The organism is Kribbella sp. NPDC055071 (assembly GCF_053608045.1).
On the sequence record NZ_JBSGUS010000031.1, the window covers coordinates 1 to 15522 of the forward strand.

The 15522-nt window shown below is 65.0% G+C and carries 13 protein-coding genes; 8 read left to right on the top strand and 5 right to left on the bottom strand.

The genetic code is table 11. The features are described 5' to 3' along the window. Positions 1-63: 63 nt before the first annotated feature. Positions 64-1314, bottom strand: a complete 1251-nt coding sequence (locus ACWF4Z_RS34280) for an MFS transporter (protein ID WP_452247362.1) — start codon at positions 1312-1314, stop codon at positions 64-66. Between the two features lie 349 nt (positions 1315-1663). Here ACWF4Z_RS34280 and ACWF4Z_RS34285 point away from each other — a divergent pair, with 349 nt between their 5' ends. The 6 genes from ACWF4Z_RS34285 to ACWF4Z_RS34310 all read left to right on the top strand — a co-directional run bounded on the left by ACWF4Z_RS34285 (position 1664) and on the right by ACWF4Z_RS34310 (position 10117). Further along, positions 1664-2716 (top strand): phosphotransferase, encoded by a 1053-nt coding sequence (locus ACWF4Z_RS34285; RefSeq protein ID WP_452247363.1) that lies wholly within the window; start codon positions 1664-1666, stop codon positions 2714-2716. Between the two features lie 344 nt (positions 2717-3060). Then, the gene (locus tag ACWF4Z_RS34290; RefSeq protein ID WP_452247364.1) at positions 3061-4062 is read left to right on the top strand and encodes an ABC transporter permease; all 1002 of its coding nucleotides are present in this window, start codon (positions 3061-3063) and stop codon (positions 4060-4062) included. Further along, positions 4059-5012 (top strand): carbohydrate ABC transporter permease, encoded by a 954-nt coding sequence (locus ACWF4Z_RS34295; protein WP_452247365.1) that lies wholly within the window; start codon positions 4059-4061, stop codon positions 5010-5012. Before ACWF4Z_RS34290 ends, ACWF4Z_RS34295 begins: the two co-directional genes overlap by 4 nt. 57 nt (positions 5013-5069) lie before the next feature. Beyond that, positions 5070-6728: an ABC transporter substrate-binding protein gene (locus ACWF4Z_RS34300; protein ID WP_452247366.1), complete on the top strand. Its 1659-nt coding sequence runs from the start codon at positions 5070-5072 to the stop codon at positions 6726-6728. A gap of 6 nt (positions 6729-6734) precedes the next feature. Continuing rightward, positions 6735-9077: a glycoside hydrolase family 95 protein gene (locus ACWF4Z_RS34305; protein WP_452247367.1), complete on the top strand. Its 2343-nt coding sequence runs from the start codon at positions 6735-6737 to the stop codon at positions 9075-9077. 26 nt (positions 9078-9103) lie between these two features. Further along, entirely contained in the window at positions 9104-10117 is a 1014-nt protein-coding gene (locus ACWF4Z_RS34310) for an ABC transporter substrate-binding protein (protein WP_452247368.1), read from the top strand. A 434-nt stretch (positions 10118-10551) separates the two neighbouring features. On the opposite strand, the gene ACWF4Z_RS34315 is transcribed toward ACWF4Z_RS34310, so the two are convergent. From ACWF4Z_RS34315 to ACWF4Z_RS34325, 3 genes are all read right to left on the bottom strand, one after another. Continuing rightward, the gene (locus tag ACWF4Z_RS34315; protein ID WP_452247369.1) at positions 10552-11103 is read right to left on the bottom strand and encodes a dihydrofolate reductase family protein; all 552 of its coding nucleotides are present in this window, start codon (positions 11101-11103) and stop codon (positions 10552-10554) included. Between the two features lies 1 nt (position 11104). Beyond that, positions 11105-11527, bottom strand: a complete 423-nt coding sequence (locus ACWF4Z_RS34320) for a carboxymuconolactone decarboxylase family protein (protein ID WP_452247370.1) — start codon at positions 11525-11527, stop codon at positions 11105-11107. Between the two features lie 323 nt (positions 11528-11850). Beyond that, entirely contained in the window at positions 11851-13278 is a 1428-nt protein-coding gene (locus ACWF4Z_RS34325; protein ID WP_452247371.1) for an MFS transporter, read from the bottom strand. Positions 13279-13678: 400 nt separating this feature from the next. On the opposite strand from ACWF4Z_RS34325, the gene ACWF4Z_RS34330 reads away from it, so the two are divergent. After that, positions 13679-14038: a hypothetical protein gene (locus ACWF4Z_RS34330; protein ID WP_452247372.1), complete on the top strand. Its 360-nt coding sequence runs from the start codon at positions 13679-13681 to the stop codon at positions 14036-14038. Positions 14039-14108: 70 nt separating this feature from the next. Beyond that, positions 14109-14645 carry a flavoprotein gene (locus tag ACWF4Z_RS34335; protein ID WP_452247373.1) on the top strand — a complete coding sequence of 179 codons (537 nt, stop codon included), beginning with the start codon at positions 14109-14111 and terminating at the stop codon, positions 14643-14645. Between the two features lie 134 nt (positions 14646-14779). On the opposite strand, the gene ACWF4Z_RS34340 is transcribed toward ACWF4Z_RS34335, so the two are convergent. Next, complete coding sequence (locus ACWF4Z_RS34340; RefSeq protein ID WP_452247374.1) at positions 14780-15394, bottom strand: hypothetical protein; 615 nt, start codon at positions 15392-15394, stop codon at positions 14780-14782. Positions 15395-15522 lie beyond the last annotated feature (128 nt).

The window sequence follows — 15522 nt, forward strand, 5'->3', positions numbered from 1 at the left end:
CACCAACCTCACTCCGGCGAGCAGCCCGCCGGAGTGAGGTTGGTGAGTGCCGGCGGTCCGCGTTCACACCCGTTCGGGGTGTTCGGCGTGAGCCGGACGGCGCCGGAGGAAGAGCGCCGGGATCGGGATGATGATCAGGCCCGAGGTGAGTAGTGCGGCGCGCAGCGACGAGCGGCCGACCGCGCCCAGCGGCGGGCCGCCGACGACCTGGCCGATCGCGTTGGCCTGCGACACCATCGAGATCACGGTGGCGCGGGACCGTGAGTCGACGTTCCGGTTCAGCCAGGCCGATTGGACCGGGTACGAGAGCGTGCCCGCGATCGAGTTGACCCACATCACCGCCAGCGCCAGCCAGAGCTGATCCATCAGCGCGAACGCGATCACCGCCACCACCTGCACCGCGGCGAGCAGCGCGAGTACGCCGTTCGGATGCGTAGCGGTCAGCCGCTCCGGCGACAGCCGATTCACCACCAGCGAACCGATCAACGACAGCAGCGTCCCGATCAGCGCGAGCACGGTGAACCAGAAGGCGGGATCCGACGTACCGAACACGGTCGGGAAGTCGAAGTGCAGAATCTTCACCGACCACAACCGGTCGAACGCCTCACTGGACAGCCCCGAAATCAGGCTGATCAACACCAGAGTGCGTACGACGGGCCGCCGCCGAGCCACCCCGAGTCCGTGCTTGAAGGTGTCGGTCAGGTGCTTGAACGTCTCGCGCTCCTCGCGCGGCGTCCGGTGGAAGTTCTGCTCGCGCATGAAGACGGCCAGCATCAGGGCGATCAGCATCATCCCGGCCCCCGACAGGATCATCGGAAGCGGCAGGCTGATCAGGCCGAGCGCACCGGCGGCCACGATGCCGACGACGGTACCGCCGAGGTGGAACTGCTGGCTCCGAACGAACACCTTCGCGGCCCGCTCGGTGCCGACCTCGTCGGTGATCCAGGCCTGGTCCGCGCCAGAGGTGAAGGTGTAGCCGACACCCCAGAGCACCTGGGCGGCGAGAATCGCGAGGAACGACGGAACCAGGCCCTGCAGCAGGAACCCGGCGCCGATCAGCGTGAAGCCGATGATGATCGACAACCGGCGGCTGTAGAGGTCGGCGACGATCCCGGTCGGGATCTCGAACAGGAAGCAGGCGAGCCCGAGGAGGGTCCCGACCAGGACCATCTGGAGCGGGTCGAGGCCGGCGTCGCGAACGTAGTACACCGCGCTGAGAGTGAAGGTCAGCGCTGCGCAGAACGCCCAGGCGGCGCTGTACGAATAACAGGTCTTGACCGGATCGGCCGACCTGTAGGCAGGCAGGAAAGACATAACCGGTAACTCCCGAAAGCGGGTGCGGACGTAACAAAGCGCGACCTATTAGGTCAAACGCTTGGACGTGACGCACGACGGCGGTCCGAAGCACGGACGGCGGTGGTGCGCTTTCAGGAAGGGGTTTGCCTGCGGATCAGGGTAGGGGACGACGTCGCGAGTCCGCCTCCGAATTAACGACACACCTGCTGGGAGTTTGGAGTGGCGGCAGGGGTTGAGTGGGGTGATCAGGAGTACCATCGAAAGAGCCTGGCCCGGCCGTTCCCCCGTGATGGTCGGGTCAGGTTTCTTCGTCGGACCGAGCCGGAAACTCCCTGCAGCCGCTGTCCCGACCTGGAACGATGGCCGAATGCCTGTGATCCAGCTCGATGCGGACTGGTCCGCCTTCGCGCGCGAGTGGGGAGTGGACCCGGAGCTTGCGCGGATGGAGCCGCTGACGGGCGGGCTCATCAACGCGAACTATCTCCTCACCGCCGGCGAACGGCGCTTCGTCGTACGGTCGTACCGCCGTACCCGGGAGCTGGAGGACATCGAGTACGAGCTGCTCGCCGTGGAGTTTCTCCGTACGGCGGGATTCCCGACGGCCTCGCCCGTACGGTCGCTCACGGGTCGGCTCTTCGGTGCGGTGGCTGGTCACGCGGCCGCCATGTTCGAGTACATCGACGGCATCCAGGCTCCTTCCCGGAGCGGTGGTTTCGGCTCGTTCGACTTACGGCTCGGGTGTGAGGTCGGTGGTGCGGTCGGACGCATGCACCGGATCACCTGGGACCTGGATCTGCCGGTGCGGCGAGCTGAGCGAGGCGATCCACTCCAGCGGCTCGACGAGTTCCTCGTGAACGTCGAAAGCTGGACCCGCCGTGACCGGGTGCCCGGCCTGGAACAGTTCATCGCAGGGGTGGCGAACGTGGCCACCGAGGTGGCGTCCGCACTTCGGCCGGGGATCCCGGTTGGCTTGGTGCACGGCGATATCAGCGAGAGAAACGTGTTGGTCGATGCGGACGGCCACCTGCTGGCCCTCCTCGACTTCGACGACTGTGTGGAGTCCTATCGCCTCTACGACCTCTGTTCACTGTTGACGTCGTGGGGCCTCGACGAGGATCGACGGCTGGACGTCGAGCGAGCTGCGGCGCTGGTCACCGCTTACACCACAGCGCGACCGATCACCCGAGCAGAACGAGACGTGCTCCCTGGTCTCCTGATGGCTTCCGCCGGAGCTGACGGGTGCGAGTTCATCGCCGGCGTCTGGCACCGCGACGCGTTCGTCGACGGGGTGGCCGACAGTTACTCAGTCACAACTTTCCTCTCACTGCTCGCCGACCCGGGTTGGCAAACCCGCCTCCAGGCCGCTTGCCTGATCGAGAAACAGAGCTGGAACGGACCGCGTGCCGGGACCAAGTCTTGACATGAGCGGTGCCGCCGGGGTTGACTGCGACATAGTTCACAAGGGAAACAAATTGTGGTTCGGACCGGTGTCGTTGGCTCAGAGTGACACCGGGCTGGATCGGTAGGTGCCCTGATCCGATGGCCAGCCATCGGATCATTCGGCGTTTCCCGGGATTGATTGCCTAGGGCAACGCGGGAAAACCCTTGCCTACAAGGGATTCGTGTCGATCGGTCACCGTCCGGTCTCATCCCGGCCGGAGAGTCTTCCGCTGCAGGTGGTTCTGTGTCATTCTCCGGGATAGCGAAACCCGAGATCCTATCGGATATCGGTTCCACTCCAGCGCGTGAGGGAAAGGATGCGGAGTGAGCGCAACCTTCGAGGTGAAGCCGGCCCAGTCGGCCCCGCAGCCGCGGGAGCAACAGAAACTCAGCCGGAAGCCACCGAAAGCAAGCCGCCGGACCGCGGCCGCGCGGAGCTTCCGGCGACACTGGCAGCTCTACCTGCTGATCGTCGTACCGCTCGCGTACTTCGTCATCTTCAAGTACATCCCGATCGCCAACGCGGTGATCGCGTTCAAGGACTACAGCCCGATCAAAGGCCCGTGGGGCAGTGACTGGGTCGGCTTCAAGAACTTCGAACTGTTCTTCCAGAACCCGGTGTTCTGGACCCTGGTGAAGAACACGTTCTTCTTGGCCGCCTACACCGTCCTGGCGAGCTTCCCGATCCCGATCATCCTGGCGATCGCGCTGAACGAGATCCGCAACGGCCGGTTCAAGAAGACCGTCCAGCTGGTCACGTACGCGCCGTACTTCATCTCCACCGTGGTCGTCGTCTCGATGACCATCCTGGTGCTGTCGCCGCGGCTCGGGTTCGTCAACGACGCGATCGGGCTGTTCGGAGTGCCGCAGATCGACTTCCTCGGCAACCCCGACTACTTCCGCCACATCTACGTCTGGTCCGACGTCTGGCAGACCACCGGCTACTCCGCCGTCATCTACCTGGCCGCCCTGTCCGGGATCGACCCGGCGCTGCACGAGTCGGCGCGGATCGACGGTGCCAGCCGGCTGCAGCGGATCAGGAACGTCGACCTGCCCGGCATCATGCCGACCGCCGTGATCATCCTGGTCCTCGGTGTCGGCAACATCATGTCGATCGGCTTCGAGAAGGCGTTCCTGCTGCAGAACCCGCTGAACACCTCGCAGTCGGAGATCATCGCCACCTACGTCTACAAGACCGGCCTGCTGAACGCCGACTTCAGCATGGCCACCGCGATCGGCCTGTTCAACTCGGTGGTCAACCTCTGTCTGCTGCTGGTCGTGAACTTCGTCGCCAAGCGCATCACCGGGAACGGACTCTGGTCATGAGCATTACTCTTCAGAGCTTTCGCCGTACGTCGGCCAATCGGCCGGAATCGTCCAAGCGCACCACGATCGAAGAGACCCGGACCGACAAGATCTTCCTGTTCGGGGTCAAGATCTTCCTCTGGCTCGCGCTCATCATCGTTGCCGTCCCGCTGATCTACATCGTCGCCAACTCGTTCAGCAGCGCGTCCGCGGTCAGCGCCGGCCGCGTGCTGCTGTGGCCGATCGAGCCGAGCCTGCGCGGGTACAAGGAAGCCTTCAGCGACCCGCTGATCATGAAGGGCTACCTGAACTCGTTCATCTACGCGATCGGCGGCACGCTCATCAGCGTCACGCTGACGATCGCGATCGCGTACCCGCTGTCGCGCCGGACCTTCTTCGGCCGCAACGTGATCATGAGTGCGCTGCTGTTCACCATGTTGTTCTCTGGTGGCCTGATTCCGACGTACCTGGTGGTGCAGGACCTGGGCCTGCTGAACACCCGGTGGGCGATGGTGATCCCGAGCGCGATCGGGGTCTGGCAGGTGATCATCGCGCGCACGTTCTTCCGGTCGACGATCCCGGACGAGCTGTACGAGGCGGCCACCATCGACGGCGCGAGCGACCTGCGCTTCCTCTGGTCGATCGTGCTGCCGCTGTCCAAGCCGGTGATCGCGGTGATCGCGCTCATGTACGCGATCTTCCAGTGGAACAGCTACTTCGACGCGCTGATCTACCTCAAGGATCCGGGCCTCTACCCACTGCAGATCGTGCTGCGGAACGTGCTGATCCTGAACACGATGACCGGTTCGACCACTACCACCAGTTTGGCCCAGCAGCTCGAACAGCAACAGCTGGCCAACGTTCTCAAGTACGCGCTGATCGTCATCTCGAGCCTGCCCGTACTGATCATCTACCCGTTCGTCGCCCGCCACTTCACCAAGGGCGTCATGGTCGGCGCAGTCAAGGGCTGAAAGCTCCATTCAAGGCGGTTCTGGGCAAGTCAGCCCACTTCAGAAGGGAACACAGGAATGCGCTCATCCGTGCGCAAAGTCGTCGCGCTCGCCGCGGCCGGCGCGCTCGCCCTGGCGGCGTGCAGCTCGGACAAGGACAAGGGTGCCGCGAACGAGACCTCGGCCGACGGCAAGGTCATCATCGACACGTTCACCCCGTCCGACTCGAGCACCAACCTGGACACCAACCAGGTCACCAAGATCATGAGCGACAAGTTCAAGATCCAGTTCCGTTGGCAGACCACGACGTACGACGCCGGCCCGGCCAAGGAGAAGCGGCAGATCTCGCTGGCCAGTGGCGACTACCCGGACCTGTTCTTCCTGATCCCGTGGGTCGACGCGTTCACGCAGGCCGAGGTGTTGAAGCTGGGTCAGCAGGGCGTCGCCGTACCGCTCGAGAACCTGATCAAGGACAACGCGCCGAACATCCAGAAGGTGCTCGACTCCAACAAGGAGTACAAGGAGATGTCGACCGCGCCGGACGGTCACATCTACGCGCTGCCGCAGTGGGCCGACTGCTTCCACTGCACCTACCCGGACAAGCTGTGGATCAACAGCACCTGGCTGAAGAAGCTCAACCTGCAGCCGCCGAAGACGACCGAGGACCTGCGCAAGGTCCTCCAGGCGTTCAAGACCCAGGACCCGAACGGCAACGGCAAGGCCGACGAGATCCCGATGACGTCCGACCCGCAGGACAGTAGCCTGATCGCGTACCTGATGAACGCGTTCGCCTACGACCCGGTCGGCGCCAACAACGGCAACCGCTCGCTGCTCACCCTGACCGGCGACAAGGTCACCACGCCGGTCAACACCGACGCGTGGAAGGAAGGCCTGAAGTACATCAACTCCCTGTACAAGGAGGGCCTGATCGACCAGGCCGCGTTCACCCAGAACGCACAGGCGCTGCAGGCGCAGGGCAACAACCCGAAGGCCGTCGTCCTCGGCTCGGTGCCGGTGCTGTGGCCGGGCATCTTCGTCCAGCTCGACTCCAAGGACGGCCGGGACAAGCAGTACGACGCCGTACCGCCGCTGACCGGTCCGGAGGGTAAGAGCTACACCGGTTACAACCACCCGACCTCGACCGGCTACACCTTCATGCTCACCAACAAGGCCAGCAAGGAGGCGCAGGTCGCCGCGATCAAGATGCTGGACTATATCTTCTCCGACGAAGGCCAGATGATCTCCAACATGGGTCCGGAGGGCGTCGGCTGGAACAAGCCGAAGGCCGGCGAGATCGCGCTCGACGCGAACACCAAGCCGCTGTACAACCCGGTGCAGAACGCGCCGAAGAACATCAGCTGGGGCGCGCTGGGGCAGTACAACAACACCCTCGCCTTCCGGAACGCGCAGGTTGTGCCGAAGGACATCTACACCGGGGCCGGCCTCGAGCGGCGGTTGTTCGAGGCGACCAAGCAGTACGAGGGTCATGAGGACAAGGCGCAGTGGTTCCCGCAGACGTCGGTCTGGCCGGACCCCAGCCTGAGCGGTGAGACTGCCACTCTGCAGACGAACCTGAGCAACTACGTCAACCAGAACCAGTTGGCCTTCATCACCGGTACCAAGAACCTCGACACCGACTGGGACGCGTACGTGAAGGGTCTCGACAGCACCGGCATGCCGCGGTACCTGGAGATCAACCAGCAGGCCTACGACAAGTACAAGTCCGGGAGCAAGTAACTCCATATGTCGCACGAACTGTGGTTCCGCACCCCCGCGCCGGACTGGTTCGAGGCGTTGCCGCTGGGCAACGGTCACCTCGGCGCCAAGGTGTTCGGCCGGGTCGGCGAGGAACGGATCGCCCTCAACCTCGACGATGTCTGGTCGGGTGACGGTCCTCGTCGGTTGGCTGTAACGGATGGACCATTTGCTCTCGCCGATGTCCGACGGTTGTTGCTGGCCGATGGTGATCGGCTGGCAGCGACCGAGCGGACGCGGGCGTTGCAGGGTCCGTTGGTCGAGTCGTACCAGCCGTTGGCGGATCTGGTGATCCGGTCCGGTGCTTCTGGTCCAGTGGGCTCAGATGCAGCGGGCTCAGGTGCAGCGGGCTCTGGTGCGGCGGGCGAGGGTGTGGACTACAGGAGAAGTCTGGATCTCCGGACCGGGATCGTCGCCGTCGAGTACTCCATCGACGGCGTGCGGTTCCGGCGGGAGACGTACGTGTCCACGCCGGACCAGGTGATGGTGTGGACCATCAGTGCGAATCAGCCGGGTGCGATCAATCTGGATCTCGGTCTGGAGAGTCAGCACCCGGTCCGGGTAGAAGTTGCCGAGGGCACCTATGGTGTTGTCGGGCGGGCGCCGTCGGATCTCACGATCGAGTACCGGCAGACGCCGGATCCGATCCGGTACGAGGACGGGCACGGGATCGGGTTCGGGGTCGCGATACGGGCGCTGAACGACGGTGGCGTGCTGGCGGTGACCGGCGACGGCGTGATGGTTCGGGGTGCGGACAGTCTGACTGTGCTGGTGTCGGCAGCGAGTACCTTCCAGGGCTGGTCGGTGCCGCCTGGCCGGGATATGATGGTGGCGTTGCGCGAGGCAACCGCCGTACTCGATGCCGTTGCCTTGGACAAGGTTCGGGAACGGCATGTAGAAGACCATGGTGCGCTGTACGATCGCGCCGAGCTGGTCTTGGGCTCGCCGGTCGACGAACCGACTGACGAACGAATTCGCGCGGTCGGTGCCGGGGGCAGCGATCCCGGGTTGGTCGCGCTGATGGTGAACTTCGGCCGGTACCTGTTGATGGCGTCCTCCCGCCCTGGGACGCAGGCGGCCAACCTGCAGGGCATCTGGAACCAGGATCGCCGGCCGATGTGGGCCAGCGACTGGACCAACAACATCAACACCCAGATGAACTACTGGCCGGCCGACCTGACCGGTCTGGGGGAGTGCTTCGACCCACTCACCGAGCTGATCGAGGGCCTGGCCGAGTCCGGCGCGGAGACCGCGCGGATTCTGTACGACGCTCCCGGCTGGGTCTCGCATCACAACGCCGACATCTGGCGCGCGACCTGGCCGGTCGGTGCGGGTGGCGACGATCCGGTCTGGTCGATGTGTGCGACCTGCGGGGTCTGGCTGACCGCGCATCTCATGGAGCATTACCGCTTCGGGCTCGACGAGGAGTTCCTGCGGGACCGTGCGTACCCGTTGATCGCGGGGGCGGCGGAGTTCGTGCTGTCGATGCTGGTCGAGGACGGCGACGGGACGCTGCAGTTCATTCCATCGACCGCGCCGGAGCATCACTTCATCTTGCCGTCGGGTGAGAAGGCTTCGGTCGACCTGACGTCGACGTTCGACATCTGGCTGATCCGCGAACTGTTCGCGAACCTTCGCGAGGCCGAGTCGGTCCTGGGGTTGTCGTCCGACCTCGCCGTACGGGCTGCTGCCGCGCGGGATCGGTTGCCGTCGGTGCGGGTCACACCCGATGGACGGTTGTACGAATGGCCGACGGACTGGCCGCCGTCGGAGCTCAACCACCGGCATCAGTCGCATCTCTACGGGCTCTACCCGGGCGCGGAGATCGATCCGACGCGTACGCCGGAACTGGCTGCGGCGGCTCGGGTTTCGTTGGACGTGCGGACGGACGGCGCGACGAACGGTGGCTGGACCGCGGCGTGGTTGGTGGCGTTGTGGGCCCGGTTGTTCGAGCCTGCGAAGGCGTTTGACGTAATCCAGGACTACTTGAGCCGCTTGGTGTCGGACAACCTGCTGCACCGCGACGGCGACATCTTCCAGATCGACGCCAACTTCGGCATGACCGGCTGTGTGCCGGAGCTCTTGATCCAGAGTCACACTGACACGATCCGGTTGCTGCCGGCGTTGCCCGCGGCTTGGCCTGACGGGTCGTTCCGTGGGGTGCGGGCTCGGGGTGGGCTGACGTTCGATCTGGAGTGGCGTGAGTGTCGGTTGACGGCGGCCGTCGTCCGCGCATCGCACGCCGGCACGTTTCGGATCGCGTTGCCTACGCGTGAGCTGACGGTGTCGCTGGAAGCCGGTCAATCCGTGGACCTGGTTAGGGCTACCTAACTAAGGTTGTTGTAGGCTCAACGTCCGTGAAGAGGCTGATCGGGATCGTTGTCGGAGTCGGCGTACTGGTGCTGGCCGGGTGTGGTGGTGGCGACACCAAGAGTGCGGACGCCGGGGTCGGTGACAAGGACGTGGCCACCGGCGGACGCTTGTTCAGCACCGCCGACACGGCGACCGCCAAGCTCGGGTCGGACGCGCCGGACGGGCAATTCCCGCGGACGGTGAAGGGCGCGCTCGGCGACGTCAAGCTGGAGTCCAAGCCCTCTCGCGTAGTTGTGCTGGACAGTGGCGAGCTGGACGACGTGCTCGCGCTCGGAATCACGCCGGTCGGGATGGCGACGACCGCGGGTCAATCCGGTGTTCCGTCGTACCTGGCCGACAAGGCGCAGGGGATCAAGACCGTCGGCGGGGTCAGCGAACTCAACCTCGAGGCGATCGCCGCGCTGAAGCCCGACCTGATCCTGGGCAGCAAGCTGCGCGCGAACGACCTGTACGACAAGCTCAGCGCTATCGCGCCCACGGTCTTCAGCATCCGGCCCGGATTCCCGTGGAAGGAGAACTTCCTGCTCGTCGCCGACGCACTCGGCGAGGAGAGCAAGGCCACCACGCTGCTGAACGACTACCAGAAGCGCGCCAACGACGTGAAGTCCAAGGTGCAAGGATCGCCGACGATCTCGCTGGTCCGCTTCCGGCCGGCGGAGATCCGGCTGTACGGGAACCTCTCGTTCATCGGCGTGATCCTGAAAGACATCGGGCTGCCACGGCCGAAGATCCAGGACATCCAGGAGCTCGCGGTCGAGGTGTCGGAAGAGAACATCGGCAAGGCCGACGGCGACTGGATCTTCTACTCCAGCTACGGCAAACCCGAAACCACCGCCGAGAACACGGTCGTCAACGGCAATCTCTGGAAGGCGCTACCGGCCGTCAAGGACGGCCACGTGGCGCGCGTGAACGACGAAGTCTGGTTCCTCGGCCTAGGCCCGATCGGCGCAACGGACGTTCTCAACGACCTCGAAAAACTCCTTGGACCCAAGGGGTAGTACACCCCGGCGGGACGAGTTGTGGTGGGTGTGGAGTGTGTTCAGCCCCCGCGTGCTCCGCCGTCGCTTCCTTCGTCGCTGCGCTCCTCAGCACGCCTGCTACGCGCGCTGCCCACCCGCCCCCCGGCTAGCGCCGGTGCATCCCTTCCGGCTTTCGCCGTACGTGCGCGGCTTTCGCCGGAGATGCCCGGCTTCCGCCGTACGTGCCCGGCTTCCGCCGGGGTGTTGCCGGCTGCCGCCGGCGGTTGAGGGCGTGCTGTTGTGAGGGAGCACCGGAAGGGTGAGGCCTTCCCGTGGTGGGGCGGGGGTGCAGTTGTGCGGATCCAGGTGTTGCCCGATCCCCAGGCCATCACAATCGCGGGTTCGGCCACGAGCTCAGCCGGGGTAACCACCGGGCACGCGATTGTGATGGCCTGGAGGTCGGTCGACCCTTGCTAGGACCGGACGGTGTAGTGGAGGTGGACGACGCCGCTGGTGAAGTGGTGGGTGTCTAGGAGGGTCAGCTGGGTTCGGAGACCGTCAGGTAGGGACTGTTTGCCGCCGCCGACGATGACTGGGTTGAGGAGGAGGTGGATCTCGTCGACCAGGCCGGCTTCGAGTGCTCGGCTGCCTAGCTCGGCGCCGCCGATGCTGAGGTCGGTGGTGGAGGAGTCCTTCAAGCGCTGGATCGACTCGACGATGAACTCATGCTCGAGGCGCGTACGGGAACTGGTGACAGCTTGCAGCGTTCGCGAGTACACGATCTTGTCTGCCGCCTGCCAGATGCTTGCGTACTCCTGGCTCACGGGTGAGTGGTCGACCGCGGTTTCCCAGTAGACCATCGTCTCGTACATCCGGCGCCCGTAGAGGTAGGTGCCGATCGGGCGTTCCAGTTCGTTGACGAAGGCATGGACCTCTGCGTCCGGTGCTGCCCACTCAAACCCGCCGTCGGCGTCTTCGACGTACCCGTCGAGCGAGGTGATTGCCGAATAGATCAGCTTGGCCATCTCACGCCTCCTTCACCGGCAAGAGGTCGCGCTCGGCAAAGACCTTCTTGGCTACCGAGATCGCGTTGAGCGCACGTGGGAAGCCGGCGTACCCGGCCGCCTGGATGAACGTTTCCACGATCTCCGTCGTGGTGAGGCCGACGTTGAGCCCATTCTTGATGTGCACCTCGAGCTGAGGCTCGCACCCACCGAGGGTGGTCAGGATCGACAGCGTGACCAACTGCCGCTGCTTGAGGTCGAGTCCCGGCCGCGAATAGATGTCCCCGAACCCGAACGCCACAATGTGATGCGCGAGCTCCGGCGCGATATCCGCAAGGCTCGCCACCACCCCGGCAGCTGATCCACCGTCAACGGCAGCGAACACCTCCTGCCCACGCCGATATCGAGCCTGCTCTTCGGGACTGTTGATGTCAGGAGCCGTCATACCCCCGACGCTAACCCGATCACGGATCATCTGATCAGTTGCCCGCCGGCATCGGGGAGCCTTCACAACCCTGCGGGCTCCTCGATCGAGGGGCCAATGCTGCAGAACGCAAACCGTCCCCGACCTGGAGAATCTGGTCGGGGACGGTCGTTCGTGCGGTCATGAGTGCGTGGGTCGCAGGGCCTGGCATGCCCGCCGCGGTTCAGGTTTGGGGGCCGGTTCTTGGCTCCGCGGCCTGGCCCGGAACTGGCGCTTGATCCGCTCGTGGCGGTAGGCGGTCTCTGCCTGGATCGATTGCGTGGTGATGAACACGGCGTACCTCTTCACTCGTGGGGTTCTGCTGGTGCGTTGCGGGGCATCAGGGCGACGATCGGCAGGCTGAGGGCGGTGACGGCCAGGATCACGACGAGGGTGACCGTCATCGCGTGGGCCGATCCGCTCGTGGTGGCGTGGAAGAAGACCGACGTGATCGCGGCCGAGCCGATCGCCGACGCGAGTTGCTGGATCGAGCTGAACGAGCCGCTCGCACTGCCGGCTTCCTCAGGTTTCGCGTCGCCGAGAGCGACAACGGGGATGGTGGCGAAGCTGAGTCCGATGCCGACACCGATGACGAAGAACGCCGGCGCCAGCGCCCAGAGGCTCACGTTCGTTCCGGAGTGGGCGATGAGGGCCAGCACCCAGCCGCAACCGACGAGGTCAATTGCCAGGCCGATGAAGACGAGGGTTCGACCGAGCTTGGCGACCAGGCCGCCCATGGCAGCGAATCCGGCGACGACGATCCCGAGGGTGACCGGCATCAGCCCGAGCGAGGCACCCCTCGGGCTGACGTGCAAACCCTCCTGCAGGAACAGCGACAGCACGAAGAGCAGGCCGGTACCGGCGGCTACGGCGACCAGGCACACGAGCAATCCGGACGTGAAGCCCCGGTTCTTCAGCAGCGAGGGGATGATGAGCGGATCAGCTGCGGTGCGCTGACGGTAGGCGAAGGCGGCGAAGAACAGGAAGCCGACGATGACCGAGCTGACCGGGACCGCGCCCCAGCCCTTGGTTGAGCCCTCGATCAGGCCGTACAGCAGCCCGAGCATGGCTACCGCGAGCAGGCCGGAACCCCAACCGTCGACGACCGTGGACCGGTCACCGTCGTCCCGCGGCAGGATCTTGACGGCCATGGTCAGCCCGACCGCGCCGAGGATGATGTTGATCAGAAAGATCGGGCGCCAGGACAGACCGAACACGTCGGCACTGATCAGAAAGCCGGCGAGAACTGGGCCGACGACACTGGCCAGAGCGAGCACCGGGCCGAACAGTCCGAACGCTTTGCCGAGCATCTCGCGGTCGAACTCTTTCGTCATGATCGCCATGCCTTGCGGGATGAGCAGAGCCCCGAATGCTCCCTGCGCAACCCGGGCGGCGATCAGAAGAGTCGGATCAGGCGAAAACCCGGCGATCGCCGAGGCCACCGTGAATCCGCCCATCCCGATCAGGAAAAGCCTGCGCTGGCCGAACTTGTCACCCAGTCGCCCGCCAACCACGAGCAAGACGCCCATGGCGAGCATGTAGGCCGGTCCCAGCCACTTGATCAAACCCACGCCACCGTTGAGCTCGGCAGCGATGGTCGGGGCGGCAATGTTGGTGATCGTTGCGTCGATCACGTCGAGCGCATCGGCAAGTATCACCAGCACCAGGATCGCCCACATCAGGCGACCGGAACGAGCCGTGGTGACGGAGCCGGGTTCTGCAAAGGTTGTCATGAGTGGTGGTGTCTGCTCTCTACCTTGGGCAGCCCCCGTGGGCCGCCTCTCACCCCTTCTACGAAGACCCCAGCCCCAATCCGACACCTTCCAGCGCACCGATTATCAGAACCGAATCTCCATCCAGGGACGGCTTTCACTCTGTCCGCACGACCCCGCCCCAGGCGTCACCAGATCTGATGATCCCGACCCCCAGGCAGGCACGACAGACCGCGAGAAGGTCGGAGTCCGTGAGCATGGGGTCGATCAGGTGGTCGACCTGCCCGGGCGTCTGCCAGCATGGCGTCGCAGCCGGAGTCGCCTGGGCAAGGCGGCTGATTGATCACAGAGAAGCTCGCCGCAGGCCGCGTTGGGGTGCACTTGCCGCGGTAAGCCCTCCCTGTCCAAAGGAGTAAGTCTGTTGTCGAACGAACAAGGCCGCGTCTTTCGTGAGGCCTGGATTGCAGGCGTGACGAAGCACTACTCCGGTGAGCCCAAATCCGGGTACGTCGCGCCGTGGGAAGAGACGCCGGATTGGGAGCAGGAGAGCGCTGCCGCCGTCTACGACCAGGTGCGAGCGTTCGTTGTCGTGTCTGAAGGCAGCACCAGCAAACTCAGCCGCGAGCAGAAGAGCCAATTCGTGGCCCTGTGCTGGATCGCGCAGATCTACCGTCACTTCCCTGATCCCAAGCCCAGCTACGTAGCCGACTGGGCTGATCTGCCCGCATGGCAGCGAGAGACCGACTCTGACATCTTTGAACGCATTGAAGGTCTGCGCTAAGAGAACGGCCATCAACACGCCTGGGTTGATGGCCCGTTGACGGGTGCGCACTGCGGGCAGGAGTTGAGGCGTGAGTCGTGTTCTGCATCTGATTGTTTGCGGCGCCGGCCCGGCGGAGCGGGCCGCCGACATGATCGACTTGGCGCGGCAGGATGGTTGGGATACGTACTGCATCGCCACCCACGCCGCGGCTGAGCACTTCGTCGATCTTGAGGAGCTCCGGAAGGTCTCCGGGCATCAGGTGCGCACTACCTATCGGATTGAGGGCGACGAGCCGGTGCCACCTGCTGATGCGGTGATTGTCGCCCCGGCCACCTACAACACGATCAACAAGTGGGCGGCAGGCATCGCCGACAACTACGCGCTCAGCCAACTCGCCGAGTTGACGGGAGCCGGCGTACACATCGTCGCTGTTCCGTTCGTCAACCAGGCTCTGGCGGCGAATGCGGTGTTTCTTCGGAGCGTCGACAGCCTACGAGCGGCCGGGGTTCGTGTCCTGTTCGGACCGGGAGAGTTCGAGCCGCATCCCCCTCGAACTGGTGGCTCCGCAATGGCAGCGTTTCCGTGGAATCTGGCCCTGCAGGCCGCCTCTCGAGCGGGTCTGTAGACGGCGTTGTGCCTGCAGCCGTTCGACGTCCGTGTGACGCCCGGCGTGGGCTGACCACACTCCCCACTCACTACAGCCCGACCCGCCCACAACAGCACGCCATCGACCGTCGGCGGTAGCCGGCCCCCGGGGGCTCAGTCGGGTACGCGCCCACGATCGGTCACCGCGACCTGAGGCGCACACCGCAACACCGCGGCCTCTAGGTCCTCGAAGGGGAGGGGGCGGCCGAGGATTTCGAACGTGCCGGGCCAGGGGCGGGACGGGCCCCAGGTCTTGGTACTGCGGGGCAGCGCGTCGTCGTCGTACCGGAGGACGATCAGGTAGGGATGCCAGCTCTTGGCGCCCTCGCCGTTGTCGTAGGGTCGCTCGACTCGGCAGACGCCGTGTACGTCGGCCCACGGGATGGTCTGTGGCTGCTCGCCGCCGAGATAGATGCCGGTCTGGTCGACGGAGAGCAGTACGTCGTCATCGTCGGCCTCGCGGCTCTCCTCGAAGGCGGTGATCGCGCCGACCAGGAGCAGGATCGGCAGACCGACCGCGAAGATCAGCGGCATCCCGCCCCACGACAACCAGACTGCCTCGAGCGGCTCCCGGATCGGACCACCGCGGGCCGCCTGGATCACCACCAGCAGGACCGTGAGCAGGACCATCAAACCGAACAGCAACGTGCCGAGGTAGAGCGCGGTCTTGGTGGTACCGAGGCCACGTCGCTTCACGACGAACGGCGTGGTGGTCTGCACAGGCGGCATATCCGCATTGTCGGTGCTGTCCGCCGAACGCACCAGGTCTCTCACAGATCACTAATCAGTTCGGACCGCGCAAGCTCGTTCGTACGGATGAAATCGCCGTACGCGCAGGGGTAGGACTTTGGTCCGGG

Excerpts from the sequence above, each read along its gene's own strand:
- ACWF4Z_RS34280 (WP_452247362.1), bottom strand. The coding sequence starts at position 1,314 with ATGTCTTTCCTGCCTGCCTACAGGTCGGCCGATCCGGTCAAGACCTGT.
- ACWF4Z_RS34285 (WP_452247363.1), top strand. The coding sequence starts at position 1,664 with ATGCCTGTGATCCAGCTCGATGCGGACTGGTCCGCCTTCGCGCGCGAG.
- ACWF4Z_RS34295 (WP_452247365.1), top strand. The coding sequence starts at position 4,059 with ATGAGCATTACTCTTCAGAGCTTTCGCCGTACGTCGGCCAATCGGCCG.
- ACWF4Z_RS34300 (WP_452247366.1), top strand. The coding sequence starts at position 5,070 with ATGCGCTCATCCGTGCGCAAAGTCGTCGCGCTCGCCGCGGCCGGCGCG.
- ACWF4Z_RS34305 (WP_452247367.1), top strand. The coding sequence starts at position 6,735 with ATGTCGCACGAACTGTGGTTCCGCACCCCCGCGCCGGACTGGTTCGAG.
- ACWF4Z_RS34315 (WP_452247369.1), bottom strand. The coding sequence starts at position 11,103 with ATGGCCAAGCTGATCTATTCGGCAATCACCTCGCTCGACGGGTACGTC.
- ACWF4Z_RS34320 (WP_452247370.1), bottom strand. The coding sequence starts at position 11,527 with ATGACGGCTCCTGACATCAACAGTCCCGAAGAGCAGGCTCGATATCGG.
- ACWF4Z_RS34325 (WP_452247371.1), bottom strand. The coding sequence starts at position 13,278 with ATGACAACCTTTGCAGAACCCGGCTCCGTCACCACGGCTCGTTCCGGT.
- ACWF4Z_RS34340 (WP_452247374.1), bottom strand. The coding sequence starts at position 15,394 with ATGCCGCCTGTGCAGACCACCACGCCGTTCGTCGTGAAGCGACGTGGC.